We start from the raw sequence: 25,236 nt of genomic DNA, 5'->3' as shown, positions 1-25,236 counted from the left end.
CTGCTGTGATCTTGGCGCACCAAACTGAATTGGGCAACGATTTTTAGTTCATTTATGAGTCATGATCACATTTTGGCGTTACTGATTGCCGTTATTGCTAATAAGCGAGTATGAATTTGAGTTTAAAATTCAAAACTGTCATCGGGCGGTATCGCAAATAACTCTTCAGCAATATTTGTGATTTCTTGGGCGGCTTTACCTTGAGGATCTATTTCTAGTACTGATGAACCACTTTCTTCACTGTCATCATAAATATTGCGATTAAAAGTGACAGCATTCAAAGCGGTGAGTCCAAACGATTTGACGACATCTTTGGCTTCAAGTATGCGTTTAAATTGCGAGGGAAGGGCTGGGCATTGACTGATAACCACAGTAGCGACCATTTTGGGATTCACCATTTTACAGGTACTGAGCATGTCTTCCATGTGGGGGAGTGTTTTTAAGTCGCGGCGTTTTGGCCTTAAAGGAATAACAACGTAACTGGCAACTGACATCGCTGCGCGCATCGCTAAGTTATCCTGACCACCACAATCAACAATGACATAGTCAAAGCGCTCACCCAAACTTAATAGGTCATTACGAATTTTACCGTAAAGTTGGATGCAATTAATCGGTTTTAGATTGGTTTGGTTATTGCGAGCTTGGATCCAATCAGATGTGGTGCGTTGTGGATCGCAGTCCACCATTAATACATTGGCTTTGAAGGTTTCGGTAACATATACAGCAAGGTTTTGAGCTAAACAACTTTTACCACTGCCACCTTTTTCACCACCGACCAGTATTATCATAGCGCAACCTTATTTTATGAGATTTCTACCACCTTAAATTAATCATAGTTCAAAATAACTCATTAAATCATAAGTTTTGAAATCAATTTCTATTCAAGGCTGCTATCCATTAAATACGTTTACTGTGTGAGAATTTATACGGTATTAAACAAGCTGTAAGGCAATATGAAAGCTTTGCGGGTTAGCTTCGGTACAGCGGCAGACTTGTCCTTTAATCGTGTTTTGTTTTTCAGTATTGTGATTAAAAGTGATAGCGACTAAATCTCCAAGATTGAACGCACTCTTATAGTCAATCAGGATACCTTTGCGCGCCAAATCAATACATACACCATAATCTTCACAAGACTCGCCTGATGAATCTATCCAATGCAATAAAATGCGCTCGGCTTCCATATCCACTCGTAATGAGTTTCTTTTTTCTTCAAATCCTGTGGGTTCGTTAGACATAACCGCCTTACTCCGTATTTACTTTTATTAATGAGCATAATTTATCCGCTAATTCATACTAATCAACATCTATAAAAAAAGCGATAAGTTAGTCACTTATCGCTTAATTATTCAAATTAAAATATCAATTCTTAAGAATAGTTACTCATCAATTTTTAATGTTCCATATCTTTATTTTTTGGATATGGGAGTTTTAGTTGGCCCCATCGAATGACAATGACCGTTGCTGCTAGCACGATTGTTGATAGTGATATAGCCAGTATGCGCCAATCATCCATATCCTTCATATCAAGAATTAAGTAACGGGCGAGTGCCACAATCGCGATATATAAAGGCATACGGATGGGCAATTTACCTGACTCAAGGTAATTGACCACCATGGCTAAGACTTCGAGATAAATAAACAGTAATAGCAGATCAGCAAGTTCTACCGTTTTGATGTGAAACATGTGCAACACTTCCTCGCCAATGGCGAACACCGTCGCAAGAGAAATAATGAATAAAACGACATGTTCGACGCTTTTTAGGCTTTTAACACCTATTTGACGGAGTATAGGAAGCGGCATGATTATTACATCTCTTATTATTAATTTAATTGATAATTCAGTATATTCTGCTAGGTCGTGTTTTACTGAGTGATCTAGGTCAAAAATTATAAATTTATTCTAATATCATCACTTTCTAGCGCCTTAATAGACGGTTTAGGAATTTCAGGCATAAAAAAACCGCCAATGACGTTTAAGTCAGGCGGTTTTAATTGTTCTAACCGTTATTGGTCAGATTAATGATTAGCGCTTAAGGCCATCATTGAGTAAAGGACGCATAATTTTAACTAATTCTGAAGTCACTTTAGGCGAACCAGCAACAACGTTACCTGAAGTTAGGTAATTATGGTTACCAGTGAAATCTGTTACGGTACCGCCTGCTTCACGACAGATTAAGTCGCCTGCTGCGATATCCCAAGGCTTAAGACCGATTTCGAAGAAACCGTCTAAACGGCCTGCAGCAACATAAGCTAAGTCAAGTGCCGCTGAACCTGCGCGACGTATGTCAGCACATACAGGGAATACTTCACCTAAGATGTTCATGTAAGTTTCAGTGTGTTGACGAGATTTGAACGGGAAACCAGTACCAATCATGGTATGAGCGAGTTCATTTACACCAGTTACACGTAGGCGGAAGTCATTTACTTTAGCACCTTGACCGCGAACAGCAGAGAATAATTCTTCACGAACAGGATCGTAAATAACGGCAACTTCAATTTTGCCTTTATATTGAACTGCGATAGATACTGCGAAATGAGGGATACCACGAACGAAATTGTTGGTACCATCCAAAGGATCGACTATCCATACATAATCTTTATTTGAACCACGGTTTTCACCGTCTTCTTCGCCAACAATCGTATGATCTGGGTAAGACTTACGAATTTGGTATGTAATGGTAGCTTCTGCTTCCTTGTCTACACTTGTAACAAAGTCATTTAGACCTTTTGAATCAACTTCAACTTTGTCGAGTTCAGTATAGGCGCGCATAATAGTTTGGCCCGCAGCGCGTGCAGCGCGCGTGGCAATAGTCAGCATCGGATGCATAGCAATCCCCTGGATGTTAAAGAACGAATAAATCAGCCGCGTAATTATACGCATTTTGACAGGTTTATCAAATGCAGATTTTCATATAAGGAATTATTTGCAGCTTGTGTTACTATCCGCAAATAGATTTTTAGACGATTAAAGTAGTTTCATGCTGAGTAATATACGTGTTGTTTTAGTTGGGACATCGCATCCCGGAAATATCGGTTCTACCGCTAGAGCCATGAAAACCATGGGCTTATCAAACTTATACCTTGCTGAACCTAGAGTGCAGCCTGATGGACAGTCTATTGCACTCGCTGCAGGTGCAGCCGATTTGATTAGAGACGTGACGATTGTTGACTCACTTTCAGAAGCGATTGCTGGCTGTAGCTTAGTGATTGCAACGAGTGCACGTAGCAGAACACTAGATTGGCCTATGTTAGTCCCGAAAGAAGCGGGCGAAAAGCTGGCTCTGGAAAGTATTAAAGGGCCTGTAGCTATTGTATTTGGTCGTGAAAACCACGGTTTAAGTAATGAAGAGCTGCAAGAGTGTACATATCACGTGTCTATTCCTGCAAACCCTGAATATAGCTCGCTTAATTTAGCGCAAGCGGTGCAGATCATTTGTTATGAAACTCGTATGGCGCATTTAGCGTTAGATGAAAAGGCGACTTTTGAAGAAGAATACCCACTCTCAGAAGACTTACAACGCTTTTATGTGCATCTTGAGTCGACACTAACTAAGACAAATTTCATTATTAAAAATCACCCAGGTCAGATCATGACCAAGCTTAAACGCTTATTTAGCCGTGCTCGTGTTGAAACGGCTGAAATGAATATTCTTCGTGGTATTTTGACCTCAATAGATAAAAAAATGCCGAAAGAAGAAAGCAGCAACGATAAAGAGTCATAACTTATTTTTTAGTTAAAAAGTCATAATTTTATAGTGGTAGAAAGAAGGACTGTGACATGGGCGTGATAGCGCGAATAAAGGAAGATATTGAATCTATTTATCACCGAGATCCTGCGGCGAATAGTAGCTTTGAGATTTTAGTCAATTATCCAGGCATGCATGCGATTTGGATTCATCGCATCAGTAATAAGCTTTGGAATGCTAAATGGCATCTGCTAGCGCGATGTTTGTCTACTTTTTCTCGTTGGTTCACTGGGGTTGAGATCCACCCAGGGGCTACAATAGGTCGCCGATTTTTTATCGACCATGGCATGGGCATTGTTATTGGTGAAACTGCTGAAATTGGTGATGATTGTACTCTTTATCACGGTGTGACCTTAGGTGGCACAACATGGCAAGCAGGTAAGCGTCACCCAACATTAGAAAATAATGTGGTTATTGGCGCAGGCGCTCAAATTCTTGGTCCAATCACCATGCATGATGGTGCTAGAGTCGGTTCAAATTCTGTTGTGGTTAAAGATGTCGCCAAAGAAACGACTGTTGTGGGTATTCCTGCAAGGGTAGTTGCTAAACCTTCGGCGCAATCGAAAGAACAAACTGAACGTCGCAGTGCGATGGCGAAGAAATATGGGTTTGATGCTTATGCAGTATCTCCTGATAATCCAGATCCAGTTGCCAGTGCGATTGGTCAAATGCTTGATCATATGCATTTGATGGATTCTAAAGTGCAAGAGATTTGCCAAGCTGTACAAACTATGGGCGGTGAAGTTTGCACTGAAAAGTTACCAGAGTTGAATGTGGGTGACTTTAATGAAGCTGAGCAAGAAGCTGCAGAAAAGCGAATTCAAGAAATTGATAAGTTTGATCCGATAATTTAATCATTAGACTTGAAAAATATCCAGTCGATACCCACTTAAAGGTATCGACTTTTTTATTTTTGAGTCGTGAGCTTTTCTCATTAACCTGTTTTTTTTGACTTACTGCAGTTTTATCACATATTCGCTCAATTAATGCCGTACTAGCATTGAATCTTGTAGTATAAAAAGGTTAAATACCTGTGCAAAATTGTAGACCTAAATTGTTAGCAGCGAACGAGAGATAATACTTGAGTAATTTACTAGGTTAAATACTTGACTAATTTACTCGGGTATGGTGAAATTGCCCTATAGTATATGGGAGCAAATAACGTTATGAAACTGACATCAAAAGGTCGCTACGCAGTGACAGCTATGCTGGACGTTGCTATTCACTCAGCCACCGGGCCAGTTCCCTTAGCGGATATCTCTGAAAGACAGGGAATATCGCTTTCCTATCTTGAGCAACTCTTCGCTAAGCTTCGTAAACATGGTCTTGTATCTAGTGTTCGTGGTCCTGGAGGCGGATATCGTCTTGGACAAGAAGCGAATGACATCTCTGTTGGCATGGTCGTGCATGCTGTAGACGAGTCAGTTGATGCGACTCGTTGTCAGGGAAAAGGGAATTGCCAAAGTGGCTCCCGTTGTCTCACCCATTCATTATGGGGAGATTTAAGTAAACAAATTTCAGAATTTTTAGATGGCATTACGCTTGCTGGATTAATGGATAAAAGAGATGTTCAATTTATCTCGTTAAAGCAAGACGAAATGCAGAATGAGCATAGAGTTACATTGTAATTTTATGTAGTTGTATCGATAACAATTATATGTACGTTGTAAGTGGTCACAAAGATGGCTGCTCAGTACGGAGTGTATGATGAAGCTTCCTATCTATTTAGATTATGCCGCAACAACCCCAGTCGACAAACGTGTTGCCGACAAAATGGTCCAATTTATGACAATGGACGGTGTGTTTGGTAACCCTGCATCTCGTTCTCACCGTTATGGTTGGCAAGCCGAAGAAGCAGTTGATATTGCTCGTAATCAAGTGGCTGATTTAATCAACGCGGATCACCGCGAAATCGTATTCACATCGGGTGCGACTGAATCAAGCAACCTTGCTATTAAAGGTATTGCGCATTTCTATAACAAGAAAGGCAAGCATGTCATCACGAGCAAGACAGAACATAAAGCCACACTTGATGCTTGTCGCCAATTAGAGCGTGAAGGCTTTGAAGTGACTTACCTTGAACCAAGTGACAATGGACTTATTCCATTATCAGTGATTGAAGGTGCAATGCGCGATGACACAATTTTAGTGAGCATCATGCATGTGAACAATGAAATTGGTGTTATTCAAGACATTAATGCAATTGGTGAGTTATGTCGCTCAAAAGGTATTTTCTTCCATATGGATGCTGCACAAAGTGCAGGTAAATTACCGATTGACGTGAAAACCACTAAAGTTGATCTGATTTCTATCTCTGGCCATAAAATGTATGGACCAAAAGGGATTGGTGCATTATACGTGCGTCGTAAACCACGTATTCGTTTAGAGTCGCAAATGCACGGTGGTGGCCATGAACGTGGTATGCGTAGTGGTACATTAGCAACTCATCAAATTGTTGGCCTAGGCGAAGCAGCTGCTATCGCTAAGCAAGATATGATTGAAGATAATGCTCGCATACTTCGTCTACGTGACAAATTATGGGCTGGCATTAAGCATATCGAAGAAACCTATATCAATGGCGATATGGAACAACGCTACTGCGGTATCTTTAATGTGAGCTTCAATTTTGTTGAAGGTGAGTCATTAATGATGGCCCTTAAAGATTTAGCAGTATCATCAGGTTCAGCTTGTACTTCTGCAAGTTTAGAGCCTAGCTATGTACTTCGTGCATTAGGCTTAAATGATGAAATGGCACACAGCTCAATTCGCTTCTCAATTGGTCGTTTTACCACTGATGAAGATATCGAGCATGCAATTAAAGTAATTGATGATTCTATCGGTAAGTTACGTGAAATGTCTCCACTTTGGGAGATGTTCAAAGATGGTATCGATCTGGACCAAGTTCAGTGGGCACATCACTAATACATTATTATCGATAGCGATAAACGGAGCAGAATTGTTATGGCTTACAGCGAAAAAGTAATCGAACATTATGAAAATCCACGTAACGTAGGTTCATTTGATAAGAATGACCCTTCAGTGGTAACAGGTATGGTTGGCGCACCAGCATGTGGTGACGTGATGAAGCTTCAACTAAAAATTGGCGAAGACGGTATCATTGAAGATGCTAAATTCAAAACTTATGGTTGTGGCAGCGCAATCGCTTCTAGCTCACTGGTAACAGAGTGGGTTAAAGGTAAAAGTGTTGATGAAGCAGCAACGATTAAGAATGCTGACATTGCTGAAGAGCTTGCATTACCACCAGTTAAAATCCATTGCTCTATTTTAGCCGAAGACGCTATTAAAGCAGCATTAGATGAGTACAAATCAAAGCAAGACAAGTAATACCGGAGTTAAGATGGCAATAACAATGACCCCAGCTGCGGCTGAACGAGTGAAATCTTTCCTAGTTAATCGAGGAAAAGGCTTGGGTTTACGCCTAGGGTTAAGAACATCTGGCTGTTCTGGTATGGCTTACGTGCTTGAGTTTGTTGATGAAGCAAATGATGATGATGACGTTTTCGAGATTGAAGGCGTTAATATCATCATTGATGCTAAAAGCTTTATCTATCTTCAAGGCATAGAATTAGATTTTGTTAAAGAAGGCCTCAATGAAGGTTTTCAATTTAACAATCCTAATGCCAAAGGTGAATGTGGTTGTGGTGAAAGCTTTACTGTTTAATTGTGAAGCTTCACTCTAATTTACCAACTAAGAGCATGATATCTGCCAATGAATTACTTTGAATTATTTCAAATAACACCTTCCTTTGATATCGACATCGCCAACCTTGCAGAGCGCTACCGCGAGCTGCAAAGGGCGGTTCATCCCGATAAATTTGCTAACGAGTCAGAACAACAAAAGTTGTTGTCTGTGCAACGCACTGCGCAGGTAAATGACGGTTATCAAACGCTAAAAAATCCATTAAGACGTGCAGAGCACATGTTAAGTTTACGTGGCATTGATATAAGCCATGAAACGACGACAGTCAAAGATACTGCTTTTTTGATGCAGCAAATGGAATGGCGTGAATCCCTAGAAGATATTAAAGATAGTCAACAAGCTGATGAATTAATCGATGATTTATATCAGTCATTTGCTGGCTTTGAAAAGACACTTTCGCAATTACTTGCCACATTATTAGCAACCGAATCAGATGAAAATAATTTATCTGCAGCGGATCAAATAAGAAAGCTAAAATTTATGGCAAAATTGCAGGATGAACTCGCAAGAGTCGAAGATTCATTTTTAGATTAATTCCGCGCTGTTAATATAACAGCGCCTTTAAATTGTCTCTAATTGAGTCCAGACTAATAAATAATTGGAATACTATGGCCCTCTTTCAAATCGCTGAGCCCGGTCAAAGCGCCGCGCCTCATCAGCACCGCCTTGCTGTGGGTATCGATCTAGGTACAACAAATTCATTAGTTGCGGCTGTCAGAAGTGGTGAAGCACTGACTTTACCTGATGACAGTAATCAACATTCTTTACCTTCAGTTGTACATTACAGTGTCGACAGCATCGAAACAGGTTTAGCAGCTCAAGCACTATCTGTAAAAGATCCGCAAAACACCATCGTTTCTGTTAAACGCTTTATGGGACGCAGTCTTGCTGATATTCAATCTGGCGAGCAACTACTCCCATATTCGCTGACTGCTAGTGATAATGGTCTACCTATTTTTAATACTGCTCAGGGCGCTGTTAACCCTGTGCAAGTTTCCGCTGAAATACTTAAACCTCTTATTAGTCGCGCTGAAAAAACATTAGGCGGAGATTTAGAAGGGGTTGTCATTACCGTACCGGCTTATTTTGATGACGCTCAGCGTCAAGGTACTAAAGATGCAGCAGAGCTTTTGGGTGTAAAAGTATTACGCTTATTAAATGAGCCTACTGCAGCAGCGATTGCTTATGGCTTAGATACCAAACAAGAGGGCGTGATTGCTATCTATGATTTGGGCGGCGGTACATTTGATATTTCAATTTTACGTCTGAATCGTGGTGTATTTGAAGTATTAGCCACAGGTGGCGACTCTGCGCTAGGCGGTGATGATTTTGACCACCTGTTGCAAGCGCACTTACAGCGAGCTTTTGGACTGACAGAGCTTTCAGCTTCTTTGTCTCGTCAGCTTTTAATTGAGTCTCGTCGTGTCAAAGAGCAGTTAACCAATGCAGATACTTGTATTGCATCTGTTACGCTAGAAAATGGCGATACAGTTAATGCGAAAGTATCGAAAGCTGAATTTGAATCGTTAATTGCATCGCTTGTTAAAAAGACGATTGCAAGTTGTCGCCGTACATTACGTGATGCCGATGTGACTGCAGATGACATCATTGAGACAGTCATGGTCGGTGGTTCGACTCGTGTACCATTAGTGCGTGAGCAAGTAGAAACCTTCTTTAAAAGGACTCCATTAACGTCAATTGACCCTGATCGTGTCGTTGCCATTGGCGCGGCAATCCAAGCTGATATTTTGGTAGGTAATAAGCCTGAGTCAGATTTATTATTATTGGATGTTATTCCACTGTCCCTTGGTATTGAAACCATGGGTGGCTTAATTGAAAAAGTAGTAACGCGCAATACCACAATTCCTGTAGCCAGAGCACAAGAGTTCACTACATTTAAAGATGGCCAAACGGCAATGGCATTTCATGTAGTGCAGGGCGAACGTGAGTTAGTTGATGATTGTCGTTCATTAGCTCGCTTTACCTTAAATGGTATTCCTGCATTAGCGGCTGGCGCTGCGCACATTCGAGTCACATTCCAGGTCGATGCGGATGGGTTACTGAGTGTGACAGCAATGGAAAAGTCCACTGAAGTGAAAACAACGATTCAGGTTAAACCGTCATTCGGTTTATCTGATACTGAAATTGCTACAATGCTAAAAGACTCAATGAAGCATGCGAAAGATGATATTACTCGTCGCATGTTAGCTGAGCAGCAAGTAGAGGCTTCAAGAGTTGTTGAAACCTTAAGTGCAGCACTTGTTAAAGATGCTGATTTATTAAACCCACAAGAACTTGCTGATATCAACGCTGCAATTGAACAGTTACAATTGACTGCTCAAGGTGATGATACTGACGCCATTGAAAAAGCGATTGAAGCATTAGATGCACAAACTCAAGAGTTTGCTAATCGTCGTATGGATAATTCAATTCGAGCAGCACTGAAAGGTCAGTCTGTTGAAAATATATAGGTGATGAAATGCCACAGTTAGTTTTTTTACCACATGAAGAGCTGTGTCCAGATGGCGCAGTTGTTGAAGCCGAAGTCGGTGAAACCATTTTAGACGTCGCGCTAAAAAATGGCATCCACATTGAGCATGCATGTGAAAAGTCGAACGCATGTACTACTTGTCACTGTATTGTGCGTGAAGGCTTCGACCAACTTGAAGAAAGTGATGAGTTAGAAGATGACATGCTAGATAAAGCATGGGGCTTAGAGCCTGAAAGCCGTCTTTCTTGTCAGGCTAAAGTGGTTGATTGTGATTTAGTGATTGATATCCCTAAGTACACTGTCAACATGGTGTCTGAAGGGCACTAAGCTCGTTTCAGATATTGGCAATGTCCTATCGTTATTCAATAGGACAGTTTCATTGAGCAACGGTGTATGTGTTTTCATAGTCGTTGCTTTTTTTTGGAAATTTTTTACTATTCTTTACGTCATTATTCATAACCGACTTCATTCATAACCGCCTTCATTCATAACCCCTTCATTCATAACCCCTTCGGTCGTTATTTTTAAGTTGGTTATTCTATTTATCTCCAAGCAATTTACTGATTTACCCATTGACACGATATTAAGTTGCAATGTTGGATCAATCTAACTATCTTATTTGTGAATCTAAGTTCGCAAATTAAATAAGCATCATTTCTTCTAGAGGACTATATGAACATCACCGGACATTGCCATTGTGGTGAGTTAGTTTTTACTGCCAAGATTTTACCAGAAAAAGTTGTCATCTGTCATTGCACTGATTGCCAGTTACTATCGGCTAGTGCTTTTAGGACGGTAGTGATGTCAGAAGTTGACGGTATGAATTTTATCAAAGGCACGCCAAAGGAATACATCAAAGTTGCCGAAAGTGGCAATCAACGAGCCCAAGGTTTTTGTCAGCAATGTGGCTCAGCAATGTACGCCACTTCCGTTGGTGATAAGTCGAGAGTGTATGGAATTCGTTTAGGCGTTGTGGATCAAAGAAATGAATTAACGCCTGTTATGCAAATCTGGCATCGTTCAGCACAACCTTGGTTGAATACTTTACATGGCATAAGCACATTTTCAACAACACCATAATATTAAGGGATGACAATGAAATTGATGGTCAGTTTATCTATTTTAGCGAGTTTTTATGTTAATGCTGTGCAGAGTTCTGAACAGAAAGTGCTGCCAGTAAATCTTGGTAGCTATTCAGAGGGTGAAGTTAGTTTTTTAAATACCCAGCAAGGTGACATGACCTTGCCATTTTCTGAAGGGGTGAAAGTCGGCGGGACTGTCTATTTATCTGGGCAAATAGGATTTAACCCTGAGACTAAGACCTTAGTTAAAGGTGGCATCGTTGCGGAAACTCAATCGACATTATCAGGCATTAAAGGGTCTTTAGGTCGAATGGGTTATGAAATGAAAGATGTGGTTAAGTGCACTGTGATGCTTACGGATATTGAAGATTTCTCAGCATTTAATCAGGTGTATAAGCAGCATTTTAGTTCCCCTTATCCCGCAAGAAGTACTATGGCTGTCAAAGGTCTCGCTCTTGGTGCCAGTATTGAAATTGAATGTATTGCTGCAAAATAATATTAAAAATTACCCTTAATGTGAATCTGGATTTACATAAGTCTGTTTGCACTATATCATCTTGTTCAAAATAAATTTGAATAAGGTTAAGGATGAATCAATCTAAATTGTTTTGCACACTAGGTATGCTGCTTTACAGTATTTCTTTAAGTGCTGTGGCGAGTGGTTATATATCATATGAACAACCTAAAATTGCAATTACCAATGTCAATATCATCGATGGAACTGGCAGTAAAATTAAGGAAGCGCAAACTGTTGTTATTGAGGCAGGGAAAATTAAAACGATAATGGCTTCTGCTTCGACAACGATTGCAGAGGACGTCACTATCATCGATGGTAAGGGGAAAACCTTAATTCCAGGCCTGATCATGATGCATGAGCATATGTTTTATCCCACCGGAAAAGCCCATTACACCGAAATGCTCCATAGCTTTCCCAAACTTTATCTCGCAGGCGGTGCAACCACGGTAAGGACTGCTGGCACCACTTCACCTTACGGGGATTTAAATGTAAGAGATGCCATTAGACACTATTGGGCCTGCTATGGATGTTACTGCGCCGTATTTAAATGGTCCAGGGCTGCCAATTCTAAAACTCAAAGCGCTTCGGGATGCAGAAAATGCTAAGGCAATGATAGATTACTGGGTTTCTGAAGGGGTAACGTCATATAAAGCCTATATTAATATTCGTACAAAAGAGCTTGAAACAGTCATAGAGCAAGCGCATTTGCGGGATCATAAAGTGACAGCACATCTTTGCTCTATTACTTACCGAGAAGCCGCTGAGATGGGAATCGATAACCTTGAACATGGTTTCTTTGCCGCTACTGATTTTGTTAAAGACAAACAGAAAGATATGTGCCCAGAAGGGGCACATCAGTCATTAGTTGATTTAGATATTGATTCACCTGAGGTCAATGATCTCATTGCCTATTTAGTCGAAAAGAAAGTCGCCATTACTTCTACGCTAACTATTTATGAAACGTTCACAAAAGGGCGACCACAAGCCTACCCATTAGCATTAGAAGCGCTCATTCCACAAGTTAGAGAGCAGTATCAAAATCGTTGGCTCACTATTTCTCAGCAAGAAGACGCTACTTGGCCTGTCGTGTTTAATAAAATGATGCAATTAGAAAAGAAGTTTTTTGCAGCTGGCGGCTTGTTGATGGCCGGAACGGATCCTACCGGTTATGGCGGGGTCGTCGCTGGATTTTCAAATCAACGTATGATTGAGCTACTTTATGAAGCAGGCTTTAGTGTAGAAGAAGTGATTAAAATCGCCACCTTGAATGCAGCAAACTATCTTAATAAGCAGCAAACTATTGGCTCAGTTGAGGTCGGTAAGAATGCTGATCTAGTATTAATAAATGGTGATTTGAGTGTTGATATTAGTCGAATTCAAGACATGCCAGTGGTATTTAAAAATGGCATTGGCTATGACACTAAAAAAATCGTTGCTGATAATAAAGCGATAGTAGGGTTACATTAACTTAACAGCGCAGTAAATGACCTGTTGAATTAGAGTTTAGCCAGTAGAAATTGTATGATGCTTAAGGTGACAATACACAGGAATTGTTACCTTGGTTTCCTCCCTGATTTCGAACTGGAAAAATGCATGTCAGCCATAGATTTACGCCCAAAACAAAAACGTAGCCAAGTGACTCATGATAAATTTCTGCAGTCTTTACAAGATGCATTAAAGGTTAAGTACTTTGAACATATCAGTATTAAAGAATTAGCTGAAGGCGCGGGGGTGTCGGTAGGGACGTTTTATCGTCGATTTGAGAACAAAGAAGCATTACTACCACTTCTATATGATGCATTTGGTAAAGAGCTTGGGCAGTGGATTGAGGAAATGGAAGCAATTGAGTGCGACACGCTTGAGGATCGAGTGATATCACTATGCGAGTCCACTTATACATTCCTTGACGATAGAAAAAGTGTATTTAGGACCATTCACCTAAATGCGCGGTTACATCCTGACACCATGTTTGCAAATCCTACTTTAGACAGAAATGAAGCGTATAGCCGCTTGTCTCATTTGCTATTACAATTTGTTGATAGCAACGAGGCTGCTAATATTACATCAATAAAGCAGCAAGCTGCAGATATGGCGATATATATGATGATCAATGGCCTGCTTGATAAAATTCTGTATCCAAACCTGACACCAGCAATCGCTTGCTCAATGACACAGATGCAATTCGTGCAGCAATTACCTAAGATGTTACTTAACTACTTGCAGCCAATTGTTAATCCAGGTTAAAGATTAATCTGCTGTTTGCTCGTTTTCGATAAAGCGGTGCTGCAGCTACTTTTGTATAGTTGATTTGCTTGAGTTGAATCACTTGAGTTGAATCACAATTTGACTAGAAGCTAAGTCACATGATGACATTTTGATTATGTGACACCATTAGCCCTATGCATCTAGGCGTAAATTTCGTATAATCCGCGCGAATTTAAAAACCCTATATTAAGAAGGAAGCTTTTCATGGCTATCGAACGTACTTTTTCTATCATTAAGCCTGATGCTGTTGCAAAAAACCACATTGGCGCTATCTACAACCGTTTTGAAACTGCTGGCCTGAAAATCATCGCTTCTAAAATGGTTCACCTAAGCAAAGAACAAGCTGAAGGCTTCTACGCTGAGCACAGCGAACGTCCTTTCTTTGGTGCTTTAGTTGCATTCATGACTTCTGGTCCTATCATGGTTCAAACGCTTGAAGGCGAAAACGCTGTTCTAGCTCACCGTGAAATATTAGGTGCTACTAACCCAGCTGAAGCTGCTGAAGGAACTATCCGTGCAGATTTCGCAGAAAGCATCGATGAGAACGCTGCTCACGGTTCTGATTCTGTAGCATCTGCTGAACGTGAAGTTGCTTACTTCTTCAGTGCTGAAGAGTTATGTGCACGTACTCGTTAATTCTTAATTGAATTAGATTAAAAGGAGCCATATGGCTCCTTTTTTGTGTCTGCTTTATTAGCTTTGTGAACATTTCTAGCTAATTATCTAACTCAAATTAACCAGTACGTATTCTTTACACTTCTAGTTTCGAACTCTTAGATGATGCTTCAGCGCAAAGTTGCATAGCTATGCGACTTTAGTTTCTTACTATTCAATTGTTAACCACAGCTCAATGACAGTTAGAGTCATTGCTCTTCTTTATATTCGCTTTTCGTTCTTTATTGCGTTAACAATTGCGTCACTTCTTATTGGAATAACCAAATTTATAAACGGGAAATAAAAATTTTCAATATTTATTTTGTTACTTAAGTTAATTTTTTGTTATTTTATGTATCTTTAATGTTTCTTGGTGGTTATTTGTTACGCTACTCGTTAATGTGTTTGATCATTTTCTATTCGTAGTTAATGTTCGGTGTAACTGGCACTTAACAATTCTGTAAATTTTATTTAACTTCTATGGTTTGTTTTTTATTAATTACATCTAAAACAGTAACTTAACAATTTAATAACAGGTGTTAATTTATTTGTGTATCTATGGATGCTCGCTTAGTTATTAATTTGTAATAAATGTTGACTATTGTCATTTTATTTAACAATAATGCTCTCGGTTGATTAAATAATTAACCTAAAAATAAAAAATATAACGTCGTGACTTTATGTTTGATTATGACGAAGGGAGTTTAATAATGAGTTCATTATCTTTGACAGCTAAGGCAATCCGCCGTGGCTTTTTGACAATAGCAGCAACAACCGTCGCAACAGGTTCAGTTTTTTCAGGCAGTGTTATTGCTGAAGAAGCGCAAGCTGAGAAAGTAGAAAGAATTGCAGTTACTGGTTCACGTATTAAACGTACCGATATGGAAACTGCTAGCCCAGTTAGCGTTATTGACGCTTCAGCTATTATTGCTTCAGGCGCAACATCAATTGATGATGTATTACAGAAGATGACATCTTCTGGTGGTGCCATGACCAATGCAGCTGTGAATAACGGCTCAGGTGGTAACGCCCGTGTAAACCTTCGTGGTTTAGGTTCAAACCGTACTCTAGTACTTGTTAACGGTCGTCGTATGATCGCTTCTGGTACTGGTGCAGCGTCTTCTGTGGATTTAAACACCATTCCAGTTTCTATGATTCAACGTGTTGAAGTACTAAAAGACGGTGCTTCTGCTGTATACGGCACCGATGCAATTGCGGGTGTTGTGAACGTTATTTTAAAGCGTGATTTTGATGGTTTTGAATTAAACGTTCAAACTGGTGTATCTGGTCAAGGTGATGCAGACGAATCAAGTGTCGATTTCACTATGGGTAATACCTTTGATAAAGGTAACGTTGTCATCAACGCTCAGTACACTAAACGTGGTGACGCGAGCCAAGCAGATCGTGACTTTTCTGAATGTCCAATTGCTGAAGGTGCTGACGGCCTATATTGTGCCGGTTCTTCATACTCAGAAGGCGGCCATATTTGGGGAGCAAATGGTGCTGATTTAAGTGGTCGTGGTGGTGAGTACCATGAGTTCACTGATGCTGACCGTTATAACTATTCAGCTTCAAGTTTTCTATCTACTCCGATGGAGCGTTTGAATTTAAGTATGGCTGGTACTTACGAGCTATCTGATTCAATCATGTTCTTCTCTGAAGCTATGTACTCTAAGCGTTGGTCTGACCAACAAATGGCACCACAACCAATCTGGAATAGTGAGTCTTGGGAATACCAGCCAATTTCTGCAGGCGGTTGGATGACTGATGATCTTCTTCCATGGGTAGAAGATGGCGAACTTGTAGATTATGGTCGTCGTATGGTTGAGAGTGGTTCTCGTGACTTTTCTCAAGTTGTTGACACGATCCGTTTAGTTGTTGGTGTTGAAGGCGAGTTCGACAATGGTTGGACATGGGATGCTTCTTACAATAAAGGTAAGAATGATTCAGTAGACACATTAGCAAACCTACACAACATCGGCTCTATCAATGATGCTGTGCAAGCTGAAGAATTTGATCCTTTCCTTCAGTCATCTTGGATGGGCGATAGTATTGCTCCATTCGTATATACAGAAGTGAATGCTGGTGGTAGCGAGTTAGATATTGCTTCGCTTTCTCTTTCTGGTGATATCGTTGATTTACCAGCTGGTACTATGGGTTTTGCTGCGGGTTATGAATTCCGTAAAGAATCTGCATACTACACTCCTGATTCATTAACGGCTCAAGGTCTTGCAAATGACCCACGTGTTGAAGCAACTTCAGGTTCATTTGATGTTAATGAAGCCTACGTTGAGCTTGCAATTCCGCTAATAAGCGATATTCCATTACTTCAACAAGTTGATCTGAGCGCTGCTATTCGTTACTTCGATTACAGCACATTCGGTGATGATACGACTTGGAAACTTGGTTTAACTTGGCGTGTATTTGATGACTTAATGCTTCGTGGTGGTCAATCAACTGCATTCCGTGCACCAACAGTATCTGAATTATTTGGTGGTAAGTCTCCGTCATTCGATCAAATTGTTCACCCTGCAACAGATCAAACTCAAGCGGAAGTAACAGTTGGTGGTAACCCACTGTTAACACCTGAAGAAGCGGATATTACTACTCTTGGTTTAGTTTATTCTCCAAGCTTTGTTGATGGTTTATCGTTAACTGTTGATTACTATGATATTGGCATTACAAATACAATTACTTCAGTAGATTCAAACTACATTGCTAACCAGTGTTTAGATGCTAATGGTAATAAGATCAATGAAGGTACTGCTTTATGTCAGGCATCTAACATTGAAATTGATAACACTGGCCGTATAAGTTTTGATAATGGTTTACAAAACATTGGTGAAACAAATACATCTGGTTTCGATATTAACTTAGCTTACACATTCGAAGGTTTAGGTCTAGATTGGAAAGCGGGTCTTGATACTTCTATCTTAGATACATATGAAGAATTTGACCAAGATGGTAATGCTGTTGATTATAAAGGTTACATCACTGGTGGTGTGGGCGCATATGCTGAGTTAAAAACTAACTTTAACCTAACAGCAGCTGGTGATGATTGGTCAGCAACATATGAAGCTCGTTACATTGACGGTATGGATTCATTCGCTTGTAAAGATGATCCAAGTGATTGTTACGCGCCTTCAGTTGACTCAATCGTTTACCACGATATCTCAGCTAACTATGACATTACCGAAACAGTTAGATTGTCTGGTGGTGTGAATAACGTATTAGATGAAGAGCCTCCATACTACACAGGTAACAACGATTCGAATACCGATCCGTACACTTATGATGTATTAGGTCGTTACTTCTTCGTTCGTGCTAGCGTGAAGTTCTAATCAAGAAGTCTTAATTTTTAAGAAATCTTGTTAATAAAATCCCAGTCGAGATATCGGCTGGGATTTTTTGTTTTTAAAACAAAATAACCAGTTAACTTTCCCTAAACATATGTAAGGTGTATCTGTCGATTTTATTCTTATTATTTACAGTTGTATCAGTATGTTGAGTTGGTTTTACTTTCGTGTAGCGGGTGTTTCTTTTTGTATCTTCCGCCTCAGCTTTTAAGGTGTAATGTCTTGGTGAAAATCAACCACATGTTTTTCAAGGTTATTTGCTGACCTATGGTGATTTAGCTCACTATTTCGTGTATCAATTTGTACCCAATTCGTTAAATTAATGTATCCCTCATTGAATGATTTACGTTGTTTTAACAGTATCGAGCTGAGGCTATAACCTCGGTTTAACTAAATAAAACAATAAAAAGTCAATGTGTTAGTAAAACTAACATCCAGGGAGATTTACATGAGTTCATTAACGTTAACTGCTAAGGCGATTCGTCGCAGTATTCTAGCTGCGACAGCAGCATCTGTTGCTTTCTCAGGTGTTGCAATTGCTGAAGATGCACCAGAGAAAGTGGAAAGAATTGAAGTAACAGGTTCACGTATTAAGCAAGTCGATATGGAAACCGTTTCGCCTGTCACAGTAATCGATGCAGCAGCAATCGCAATGACCGGTGAAAAAACAGTAGCAGATGTTTTAAATAACTCAGCTATTAACAGCTTTGGCTCATGGCGTGGTGTGTCGGGTTATGGCTCAGGCGCAAGTTCAACTAGTAGTGTTAATTTACGTGGTCTTGGTGCTTCTGCAACATTAGTACTGCTGGATGGTCGTCGTATGCCTGGAACCAGTTCAAGTTCTGGCGCAGTAGCAGATACATCTTCAATCCCTATGTCTATCGTAGAAAGAATTGAAATTTTACGTGATGGCGCATCTGCTGTTTATGGTTCAGATGCTGTAGCTGGTGTAATTAACATTATTACCAAGAAAGAATTTGATGGCGTACAACTTGATTACAGCTATGAGATGCCTGATGTAGAAGGCGGTGATGCAGAGCGTTTATCAATAGCGACTGGTTACAATACTGATAAAGGGAATATCACTTTTACCTATGAGTATTATGATACTAAAGCTGTTATGGATCGTGATGTTTGGAAGTTAGACGATTCATCTTATGGCGCTTACAGTACTTTCAGTTCAGTTCCTAATGGTATTTCAGATTCTGGCTGGGTAGACAATTCAGAGTTTTGTGATCAAGTAGATAATACAGTATTAAACTCTGATGGACGCTGTTTATACAGTTATGGAGAAGTGACAAAATTATTTGGTGATTCGACCCGTAACTCATTCTTAACTAATTTCAGTTACGATATTACAGATGATATTCAATTCCGTGGACGTGCAACCGCTTCTTTAGCTGAAACAGAAACTCGTTATGCGGGTACGCCAGTATCAACTAACTATCCAGTAATGTCAGCAGATAACCCTTATAACCCTTATGCTTCAACGGGTGGAGAAGACGTTACTGTTTACATGCGCTCAGTTCAAATCGGTGAACGTGACACTTTAACTGAAACGAATAATTTCGATATCTTAGCCGGTTTTGTTGGTTTCGCTGATGTAGGTAACGGCTTAGATTGGGAGTTTAATGTACAAAGCTCATCTTCTACAACTAACTCATTTGGCTATAACTTGATTAATGACAGTATCATTCAGCGTGAAATAGATACTGGGAATTATGATATTTTCAACACTTCAGGCATGAGCTATGAAGAGTGGAATGGCCAAATGTCTGAACTGTATGGCGCTGCTGCGCATACAGGGGTTTATCAAGGTAAATTTGAAAGTACCCAAATTGATGGTTTAGTCTCTACTTTACTTATTGATGAAGGTGATTTTAGCTTAGCAATGGTTGCGGGTGCTGAGTATGAAATGATTGATTTTAAACAAACTTCAGATCCTGAGTCTGCTGCAGGAATTATTTCTGGTGGTTCTGGTGGTGACGATGTTAACGCAACTCGTGATCGTACAGCTGGATACTTAGAATTCCAAATGGGCTTACCTGCGAACTTTGAAGTTTCAGCTGCTGTTCGTTATGAACGTTACGAGCAAGAAGGTAAGCTTACTGGTGCAACGGGTGATATTGTCAATTCTTCAACCTTTGATGCTGTAGTGCCTAAGCTTGGTTTAAGCTGGCGTCCAGTTGATTCATTATTACTACGTGCAAGTTATGGCGACTCGTTCCGTGCACCAAACATGGGTGAGATGTTCTCTTCACAAGCATTAAGCTTTGAGTCGTCACTTGATAACTTATGGTGTAATACTGCAGGTAATGATGACGATACATATTGTGATCCTAACCAACAACATAAAACTTGGTTCGGTGGCAATCCAAATCTAGAAGCTGAAGAGGGTAATTCGTTTACTGTCGGTGGTGTTTGGAATGTTAATGATGATTGGAATGTAGAGGTTTCTTACTATTCAATTACTTATGACAATAAGATTGAATCAGTGGGTGTAGATGACATCTTACGTGATGAGTTACGTGAAGGTACATCTGACTTCGTTACTCGTGGTGCTGACGGAAAAATTGAGTACATTGAATCAGGTGTGCGTAACATTGCAACCGTTGAGACTTCAGGTATTGATTTTGTCACAGCGTATAACTTAGAAAGTAGTGTTGGTGACTGGAACTTCAAACTTGACCTATCAAAAGTACTTGATTTCAAGAAACAGGATAATGCAGAATCTGCAATGATTGATTATTCAGGCTCTACTGATTATCCAGATTTACGTGGTAACTTTGCAGTAGGTTGGAGTTACGATGACTTCAGTGCAGCATGGACTACAGTATATATTGGTAGCCAATCAGCTGAATACTGGCGTGAACTAGAAGAGTATGACAACTACACAGACTATGGTACTTACTTCAAACATAATGTGCAGTTTGCTTACAATCACTCAATGAATGGTTCTATCACAGTAGGTGTTAACAACATACTTGATGAAGAAGCACCAACATATTATGACTACGCAGATTACCGCGATGTAAACGTAGGTTTATATGATGTATTAGGTCGTACTTATTACATTCGCTTAAGCCAACGTTTCTAAACTTTTCTAAAGTTTAAAGCTAAAAAACCTCCGCGAGTCGGAGGTTTTTTTATTGGTTTTAATTCAACAAAGAACGTAAATGAGAGAATAAAGAAGAGTTGAAATAAAAAAGGTTAGTGACTTAAACGAAGTTCTTGGCGGTGTTCTTGACGGTGTTTTGCATCACAATGAGCGCAGCGCTGCTCAGTAGGATCGATTGCTAATCTATCTGGTTCTATTTCAGATTCGCAATCAGAGCACAAACCATACAGACCTAATTCTAGTTGGCAAAGAGCAGCATCTAGGCGAGTCAGTTGGCTGAAAAGAGGGCTGTCTGTTAAATTTTGGCTACTCATTAACTCAATCAGCTCTGTCAAACTCATATTAAAATGAATTTGAGCTGCACTATTTACATTAACCTGCTGATTCAGGTGATGCACGAGCTCGTATTTAAGCTGTGCTTCTTTTTGCATTAATGTTTGTTGTATCTCTTGAGTACTCACAAAAGGGCCTAATTACTTAATCATTTTACTGGGTATGTAGTCTAACGCTATACAGCAGTATTGTTATGATGGAGATCAAATCAAGGCTTCATTTATGTCATCTAATATTAAGCTTTATTCATATAAAGTGCAGGTAACCAAATAACTAATTCCATTATTTATTATTTTGCTCGTATGCTTTTTCTAAAATCGCCACAATATCATCTGTTGTTTTCATCACTCTTAACTCTCTAAACAATGTGTCTGCTTCTGGGTATTGCTTATTAAGATAGGTGAACCATTGCTTCACCCGTGCTGGATAATAATCAGATTTTTTGCCAATAAGCTGTTTTTGGGTATAGCTCAGCAGTAAACTTAAGGTTTGTGACCAGGTATAAGGTGCTACGCCATCTTTAATGGTTGCCGCTAAGTTTGGTAGCGACATAGCCCCGCGACCAAGCATGATGTTGTCACAGCCTGTCACTTCCATACAGCGCTTGGCATCATCAGCATTCCAAATCTCACCATTAGCAATCACTGGAATCGGTAAGCGCTCACGTACTTCGGTTATGTATTCCCAATAAGCAGGTGGTTTGTAACCGTCGACTTTACTGCGTGCATGAATAGCTAACTCTGTGGCGCCAGCTTCATATACAGCTAACGCATTTTCCATAAACAAAGACTTATCTTCAAAGCCTAGACGAATTTTTGCGGTAACAGGTTGCTCAGCAGGTACAGCATCTCGCATGGCTTTTACTATATCGTGGATGGTATCTGGGTATTGCAGTAATACCGCGCCGCCATTACTGCGGTTGACCATTTTTGCAGGGCAACCAAAGTTAGCATCAACACCTTGTGAGCCTAACTCTACGGCTCGTTGGGCATTTTCAGCCATTACACTTGGATGTTGCCCCAATAATTGGATACGAACAGGGGTACCTGATGCGGTAAACCCGCCGTTATGGAGTTCAGGGCAAAGTTTGTAATACACTTTTTCAGGAAGCAATTGGCTGATTACTCGCACAAACTCAGTGACCACTAAGTCATATGGATTAATTTCAGACAATATTTCTCGCATCAAATCATCAATGACGCCTTCCATCGGAGCTAATACTACGCGCACGGTTCAACCTGTTGTCAATTAAAGGAGCGCCATTCTAGCGACTTTAACTTTTTATACAAATTCATTTCAATACAGTGAAAAAATACAAATAAGTTGAAAAAGTAATATTAATCTTAAATATCAGGTTGATACATCATAAATTTACACTATGATTACAAATAGTCTTGGCTTTCTAGCAAGAATTTTTGAAAATAATTATGATTTAGATCAATTTTTGTGAAATAAAAGTAGACGGTTGTAGGTCTATTAAAGTGTAAGCCAGCACTGTTAGTTGTTGGTCACCATTATAAAGTTTGAATATAAGGAAGATTATTATGAACTCAGTAAAACAAACTACAGTAGCAATGGCTTTAGGCGCAGTGGTATTAACTGCAGGTGTATCAACTTCTGTTGAAGCGAACCCATTTGGTTTTGAGCAAATGAATGCCGGTTACCAACTTGATGGTGGCGAAAGCAAATCTAAAGAAGGTAAGTGCGGTGAAGGCAAATGTGGCGGCGACATGAAAAAAGCCACAGAAGGTAAATGTGGTGAAGGTAAGTGTGGCGGCGATATGAAAAAAGCTGCAGAAGGTAAATGCGGTGAAGGTAAGTGCGGTGGTGACATGAAAAAAGCCAAAGAAGGTAAATGTGGTGAAGGTAAGTGCGGCGGCGACATGAAAAAAGCCAAAGAAGGCAAATGTGGTGAAGGTAAATGCGGCGGCGATATGAAAAAAGCTGCTGAAGGTAAAGCTAAAGAAGGTAAGTGTGGTGAAGGTAAATGTGGCGGTGCTAAGTAATTAGTTTGCTTATTTATTTACTTTAGCGGATAAACATTTTTTTACCCCATTGAGTGTTTATTGTCAGCGTAAAGTACGTCATGATAAGGCCTGTTATGCAGGCCTTTTTAATTGATAAAAAGTCATAAATGGAGTGTTGTAATGGCAAAGCAAGCAACAGTGGGACTGGGTTTACGCCGAGAGATGCTTGATGAGTTTTGTCAGCAAGTACCTGATGAAATCAACTTCTTTGAAGTCGCACCTGAAAATTGGATGACTCTAGGTGGCAAATTTGGCAAACAGTTTAGGCAGTTAACTGAACAGCACGAGTTTTTTTGTCATGGACTTTCTTTATCAATTGGTAGCCCTGAAAAGCTTGATACTGATTTCGTTAAAAACATCAAAGCCTTTCTCGACTTACATCAAATCAATATTTACTCAGAACATCTTAGCTACTGTTCTGGTACGGGCCATATGTATGATTTGATGCCAATCCCGTTTACAGAAGAAGCGGTCAGTTACGTAGCCAAAAGAATTAAGCAAGTTGAAGATATTTTAGAACGGCCTTTTATTCTTGAAAATGTTTCTTTTTACGCAGCGCCTGGTGCGCAGATGAATGAACAAGAGTTTGTTAATGCGGTGCTTACTGAGGCTGACTGTAAATTACTACTCGATGTCAATAACATCTATGTGAACTCCATTAATCACCAATATGACGCCGCACAATTTTTAGCGTCAATGCCAACTGATCGTATCGAATACATGCACATTGCAGGTCATTATGAAGAAACCCCTGAATTGATGGTGGATACTCACGGCGCAGATGTTATCGACCCTGTATGGGCCCTTTTACAACAAAGTTACCAGTTGCATGGGGTATTTCCGACATTATTAGAGCGAGACTTTAACATCCCTAAAACACCAGAGTTATTGCTTGAGATTAATCAAATCCATCAATATCAGCAGCAAGCGTTAACTGCAACAAAGATCAGGAGTGCATAATGAACTTTATTGACACTCAACAATCCTTTATGGATTACATTCGCGACCCTAGTAACCCATTACCAGATGGGATGACGTTAGAGCGGATGACAGTATACAGAGAACTTTTTTTCAATAATGTTGATGGCTTTGTCTCTGGTGCGTTTCCAGTTTTAAAGTCACTTTATACTGATGACGCATGGCGTAAGCTTATACAGGCATTTTTTGTTAGTTTTGATTGTAAAACACCGATATTCATCGAAATATCTCAAGAGTTTATTGCGTTCCTACAAACCAGTTATCAAACGGTAGATTACGATCCACCTTTTATGGTGGAGTTGGCGCATTATGAATGGTTAGAGTTATACATTGCCACCGTATTTGATAATGAAAACGAACAGCCTCTATCAGCTGAAATGATAACGGAGTTGCCCCTAAGCTTATCTTCTAAGGCTACTGTGACTCAGTATCACTATGAAGTGCAGCATATTAGTGTTGATTACCAACCAACAGAGCCCAGTGAACAAGCATACAGTTTTTGCGTATATCGAGATGTTGATGATGAAGTGGTGTTTTTACAATTAAACCCGCTTACGGCCCAAGTCCTCGGTTTTATCAGTCAAACCGATAATTGCTACTTGAGTGATATTATTGGTTGGTTACAAACTTCCTACCCGCAAATGAGCAGTGAAGCCTTATCAAATGGTTGCTTGCAGATGCTGCAGCAATTGGCAGAGAAGGGCATTATTTGCACGATAAATAATCTAGATAAAGCAGAATAAATGGCACAGTTATTTTGTGGTTTTTATTGACGACCTTTTTACTTACAATAGCGCGAATTTTGTGATCCAGTTCACGCTGCCAGAAGGTGGTTAACAATACTCTTAGGAATCTAATAACATGAGTCAGCCGTTTAAAGACCCATTTAACATTTTGTATTTTATTGGTTTTATCCTTGTTTTGCTATTACCAACATTACCAGCTTCT

General features: G+C 39.9%; 26 protein-coding genes. 20 read left to right on the top strand and 6 right to left on the bottom strand.

What is annotated here, in order from left to right; genetic code table 11:
• Positions 1-122: 122 nt before the first annotated feature.
• The 4 genes from LMH66_RS05440 to suhB form a co-directional block, all read right to left on the bottom strand.
• Positions 123-788 (bottom strand): AAA family ATPase, encoded by a 666-nt coding sequence (locus tag LMH66_RS05440; RefSeq protein WP_229368837.1) that lies wholly within the window; start codon positions 786-788, stop codon positions 123-125.
• Between the two features lie 144 nt (positions 789-932).
• Complete coding sequence (locus tag LMH66_RS05435; RefSeq protein WP_229368836.1) at positions 933-1,235, bottom strand: PilZ domain-containing protein; 303 nt, start codon at positions 1,233-1,235, stop codon at positions 933-935.
• A 155-nt stretch (positions 1,236-1,390) separates the two neighbouring features.
• Positions 1,391-1,801, bottom strand: coding sequence for a phosphate-starvation-inducible protein PsiE (locus LMH66_RS05430; protein WP_102526355.1), 411 nt, complete (start codon positions 1,799-1,801; stop codon positions 1,391-1,393).
• A gap of 222 nt (positions 1,802-2,023) precedes the next feature.
• Positions 2,024-2,827 (bottom strand): inositol-1-monophosphatase, encoded by an 804-nt coding sequence (suhB, locus tag LMH66_RS05425; protein ID WP_229368835.1) that lies wholly within the window; start codon positions 2,825-2,827, stop codon positions 2,024-2,026.
• Positions 2,828-2,978: 151 nt separating this feature from the next.
• On the opposite strand from suhB, the gene trmJ reads away from it, so the two are divergent.
• From trmJ to LMH66_RS05340, 17 genes are all read left to right on the top strand, one after another.
• Positions 2,979-3,722 carry a tRNA (cytosine(32)/uridine(32)-2'-O)-methyltransferase TrmJ gene (trmJ, locus tag LMH66_RS05420; RefSeq protein ID WP_229368834.1) on the top strand — a complete coding sequence of 248 codons (744 nt, stop codon included), beginning with the start codon at positions 2,979-2,981 and terminating at the stop codon, positions 3,720-3,722.
• A gap of 56 nt (positions 3,723-3,778) precedes the next feature.
• Positions 3,779-4,600, top strand: a complete 822-nt coding sequence (gene cysE / locus LMH66_RS05415) for a serine O-acetyltransferase (RefSeq protein ID WP_102526358.1) — start codon at positions 3,779-3,781, stop codon at positions 4,598-4,600.
• 312 nt (positions 4,601-4,912) lie between these two features.
• Positions 4,913-5,374, top strand: coding sequence for a Fe-S cluster assembly transcriptional regulator IscR (gene iscR, locus LMH66_RS05410; RefSeq protein ID WP_055024669.1), 462 nt, complete (start codon positions 4,913-4,915; stop codon positions 5,372-5,374).
• 79 nt (positions 5,375-5,453) lie between these two features.
• Entirely contained in the window at positions 5,454-6,668 is a 1,215-nt protein-coding gene (locus tag LMH66_RS05405) for an IscS subfamily cysteine desulfurase (protein WP_102526359.1), read from the top strand.
• A 39-nt stretch (positions 6,669-6,707) separates the two neighbouring features.
• The gene (gene iscU / locus LMH66_RS05400) at positions 6,708-7,091 is read left to right on the top strand and encodes a Fe-S cluster assembly scaffold IscU (RefSeq protein ID WP_102526360.1); all 384 of its coding nucleotides are present in this window, start codon (positions 6,708-6,710) and stop codon (positions 7,089-7,091) included.
• 13 nt (positions 7,092-7,104) lie between these two features.
• On the top strand, positions 7,105-7,428 hold the full coding sequence (gene iscA, locus LMH66_RS05395; protein ID WP_102526361.1) for an iron-sulfur cluster assembly protein IscA: 324 nt from the start codon (positions 7,105-7,107) through the stop codon (positions 7,426-7,428).
• Positions 7,429-7,476: 48 nt separating this feature from the next.
• Positions 7,477-8,001, top strand: coding sequence for a co-chaperone HscB (gene hscB / locus LMH66_RS05390; protein ID WP_229368833.1), 525 nt, complete (start codon positions 7,477-7,479; stop codon positions 7,999-8,001).
• 74 nt (positions 8,002-8,075) lie between these two features.
• Entirely contained in the window at positions 8,076-9,938 is a 1,863-nt protein-coding gene (hscA, locus tag LMH66_RS05385; protein ID WP_229368832.1) for a Fe-S protein assembly chaperone HscA, read from the top strand.
• 8 nt (positions 9,939-9,946) lie between these two features.
• On the top strand, positions 9,947-10,285 hold the full coding sequence (gene fdx / locus LMH66_RS05380; protein ID WP_102526364.1) for an ISC system 2Fe-2S type ferredoxin: 339 nt from the start codon (positions 9,947-9,949) through the stop codon (positions 10,283-10,285).
• 345 nt (positions 10,286-10,630) lie between these two features.
• Complete coding sequence (locus LMH66_RS05375; RefSeq protein ID WP_229368831.1) at positions 10,631-11,038, top strand: GFA family protein; 408 nt, start codon at positions 10,631-10,633, stop codon at positions 11,036-11,038.
• A gap of 15 nt (positions 11,039-11,053) precedes the next feature.
• Entirely contained in the window at positions 11,054-11,536 is a 483-nt protein-coding gene (locus LMH66_RS05370) for a Rid family detoxifying hydrolase (RefSeq protein WP_229368830.1), read from the top strand.
• 92 nt (positions 11,537-11,628) lie between these two features.
• Entirely contained in the window at positions 11,629-12,162 is a 534-nt protein-coding gene (locus LMH66_RS05365; protein WP_229368829.1) for an amidohydrolase family protein, read from the top strand.
• Complete coding sequence (locus LMH66_RS05360) at positions 12,080-13,024, top strand: amidohydrolase family protein (protein WP_229368828.1); 945 nt, start codon at positions 12,080-12,082, stop codon at positions 13,022-13,024. Before LMH66_RS05365 ends, LMH66_RS05360 begins: the two co-directional genes overlap by 83 nt.
• A gap of 126 nt (positions 13,025-13,150) precedes the next feature.
• Positions 13,151-13,801 (top strand): TetR/AcrR family transcriptional regulator, encoded by a 651-nt coding sequence (locus LMH66_RS05355; protein WP_229368827.1) that lies wholly within the window; start codon positions 13,151-13,153, stop codon positions 13,799-13,801.
• Between the two features lie 225 nt (positions 13,802-14,026).
• Positions 14,027-14,458 (top strand): nucleoside-diphosphate kinase, encoded by a 432-nt coding sequence (ndk, locus tag LMH66_RS05350; protein ID WP_102526368.1) that lies wholly within the window; start codon positions 14,027-14,029, stop codon positions 14,456-14,458.
• 728 nt (positions 14,459-15,186) lie between these two features.
• The gene (locus LMH66_RS05345) at positions 15,187-17,817 is read left to right on the top strand and encodes a TonB-dependent receptor (protein ID WP_229368826.1); all 2,631 of its coding nucleotides are present in this window, start codon (positions 15,187-15,189) and stop codon (positions 17,815-17,817) included.
• A 463-nt stretch (positions 17,818-18,280) separates the two neighbouring features.
• A complete protein-coding gene (locus LMH66_RS05340) occupies positions 18,281-20,929 on the top strand; it encodes a TonB-dependent receptor (RefSeq protein ID WP_229368825.1) in 2,649 nt (882 codons plus the stop codon).
• 113 nt (positions 20,930-21,042) lie between these two features.
• Here LMH66_RS05340 and LMH66_RS05335 read toward each other — a convergent pair whose 3' ends face one another.
• Together LMH66_RS05335 and LMH66_RS05330 are read right to left on the bottom strand one after the other, a co-directional pair.
• On the bottom strand, positions 21,043-21,411 hold the full coding sequence (locus LMH66_RS05335; protein WP_102529633.1) for a TraR/DksA family transcriptional regulator: 369 nt from the start codon (positions 21,409-21,411) through the stop codon (positions 21,043-21,045).
• A 154-nt stretch (positions 21,412-21,565) separates the two neighbouring features.
• Positions 21,566-22,513, bottom strand: coding sequence for a tRNA-dihydrouridine synthase (locus LMH66_RS05330; RefSeq protein ID WP_102529634.1), 948 nt, complete (start codon positions 22,511-22,513; stop codon positions 21,566-21,568).
• A gap of 314 nt (positions 22,514-22,827) precedes the next feature.
• Between LMH66_RS05330 and LMH66_RS05325 the strand changes: the two genes are divergently transcribed.
• From LMH66_RS05325 to LMH66_RS05315, 3 genes are all read left to right on the top strand, one after another.
• On the top strand, positions 22,828-23,289 hold the full coding sequence (locus LMH66_RS05325; RefSeq protein ID WP_229368824.1) for a hypothetical protein: 462 nt from the start codon (positions 22,828-22,830) through the stop codon (positions 23,287-23,289).
• A 141-nt stretch (positions 23,290-23,430) separates the two neighbouring features.
• Positions 23,431-24,270, top strand: a complete 840-nt coding sequence (locus LMH66_RS05320; protein ID WP_229368823.1) for a DUF692 domain-containing protein — start codon at positions 23,431-23,433, stop codon at positions 24,268-24,270.
• Positions 24,270-25,031 (top strand): DNA-binding domain-containing protein, encoded by a 762-nt coding sequence (locus tag LMH66_RS05315; RefSeq protein WP_229368822.1) that lies wholly within the window; start codon positions 24,270-24,272, stop codon positions 25,029-25,031. The genes LMH66_RS05320 and LMH66_RS05315 overlap by 1 nt, the downstream gene beginning before the upstream one ends.
• Positions 25,032-25,236: the final 205 nt, after the last annotated feature.

This window comes from Shewanella sp. 10N.7 (assembly GCF_020806285.1).
GTDB classification, from domain to species: Bacteria; Pseudomonadota; Gammaproteobacteria; order Enterobacterales; family Shewanellaceae; genus Shewanella; species Shewanella electrodiphila.
This window is presented reverse-complemented; position numbering and strand designations above follow the sequence as displayed.

Excerpts from the sequence above, each read along its gene's own strand:
- LMH66_RS05440 (WP_229368837.1), bottom strand. The coding sequence starts at position 788 with ATGATAATACTGGTCGGTGGTGAAAAAGGTGGCAGTGGTAAAAGTTGT.
- LMH66_RS05435 (WP_229368836.1), bottom strand. The coding sequence starts at position 1,235 with ATGTCTAACGAACCCACAGGATTTGAAGAAAAAAGAAACTCATTACGA.
- LMH66_RS05430 (WP_102526355.1), bottom strand. The coding sequence starts at position 1,801 with ATGCCGCTTCCTATACTCCGTCAAATAGGTGTTAAAAGCCTAAAAAGC.
- suhB (WP_229368835.1), bottom strand. The coding sequence starts at position 2,827 with ATGCATCCGATGCTGACTATTGCCACGCGCGCTGCACGCGCTGCGGGC.
- trmJ (WP_229368834.1), top strand. The coding sequence starts at position 2,979 with ATGCTGAGTAATATACGTGTTGTTTTAGTTGGGACATCGCATCCCGGA.
- cysE (WP_102526358.1), top strand. The coding sequence starts at position 3,779 with ATGGGCGTGATAGCGCGAATAAAGGAAGATATTGAATCTATTTATCAC.
- iscR (WP_055024669.1), top strand. The coding sequence starts at position 4,913 with ATGAAACTGACATCAAAAGGTCGCTACGCAGTGACAGCTATGCTGGAC.
- LMH66_RS05405 (WP_102526359.1), top strand. The coding sequence starts at position 5,454 with ATGAAGCTTCCTATCTATTTAGATTATGCCGCAACAACCCCAGTCGAC.
- iscU (WP_102526360.1), top strand. The coding sequence starts at position 6,708 with ATGGCTTACAGCGAAAAAGTAATCGAACATTATGAAAATCCACGTAAC.
- iscA (WP_102526361.1), top strand. The coding sequence starts at position 7,105 with ATGGCAATAACAATGACCCCAGCTGCGGCTGAACGAGTGAAATCTTTC.
- hscB (WP_229368833.1), top strand. The coding sequence starts at position 7,477 with ATGAATTACTTTGAATTATTTCAAATAACACCTTCCTTTGATATCGAC.
- hscA (WP_229368832.1), top strand. The coding sequence starts at position 8,076 with ATGGCCCTCTTTCAAATCGCTGAGCCCGGTCAAAGCGCCGCGCCTCAT.
- fdx (WP_102526364.1), top strand. The coding sequence starts at position 9,947 with ATGCCACAGTTAGTTTTTTTACCACATGAAGAGCTGTGTCCAGATGGC.
- LMH66_RS05375 (WP_229368831.1), top strand. The coding sequence starts at position 10,631 with ATGAACATCACCGGACATTGCCATTGTGGTGAGTTAGTTTTTACTGCC.
- LMH66_RS05370 (WP_229368830.1), top strand. The coding sequence starts at position 11,054 with ATGAAATTGATGGTCAGTTTATCTATTTTAGCGAGTTTTTATGTTAAT.
- LMH66_RS05365 (WP_229368829.1), top strand. The coding sequence starts at position 11,629 with ATGAATCAATCTAAATTGTTTTGCACACTAGGTATGCTGCTTTACAGT.
- LMH66_RS05360 (WP_229368828.1), top strand. The coding sequence starts at position 12,080 with ATGGATGTTACTGCGCCGTATTTAAATGGTCCAGGGCTGCCAATTCTA.
- LMH66_RS05355 (WP_229368827.1), top strand. The coding sequence starts at position 13,151 with ATGTCAGCCATAGATTTACGCCCAAAACAAAAACGTAGCCAAGTGACT.
- ndk (WP_102526368.1), top strand. The coding sequence starts at position 14,027 with ATGGCTATCGAACGTACTTTTTCTATCATTAAGCCTGATGCTGTTGCA.
- LMH66_RS05345 (WP_229368826.1), top strand. The coding sequence starts at position 15,187 with ATGAGTTCATTATCTTTGACAGCTAAGGCAATCCGCCGTGGCTTTTTG.
- LMH66_RS05340 (WP_229368825.1), top strand. The coding sequence starts at position 18,281 with ATGAGTTCATTAACGTTAACTGCTAAGGCGATTCGTCGCAGTATTCTA.
- LMH66_RS05325 (WP_229368824.1), top strand. The coding sequence starts at position 22,828 with ATGAACTCAGTAAAACAAACTACAGTAGCAATGGCTTTAGGCGCAGTG.
- LMH66_RS05320 (WP_229368823.1), top strand. The coding sequence starts at position 23,431 with ATGGCAAAGCAAGCAACAGTGGGACTGGGTTTACGCCGAGAGATGCTT.
- LMH66_RS05315 (WP_229368822.1), top strand. The coding sequence starts at position 24,270 with ATGAACTTTATTGACACTCAACAATCCTTTATGGATTACATTCGCGAC.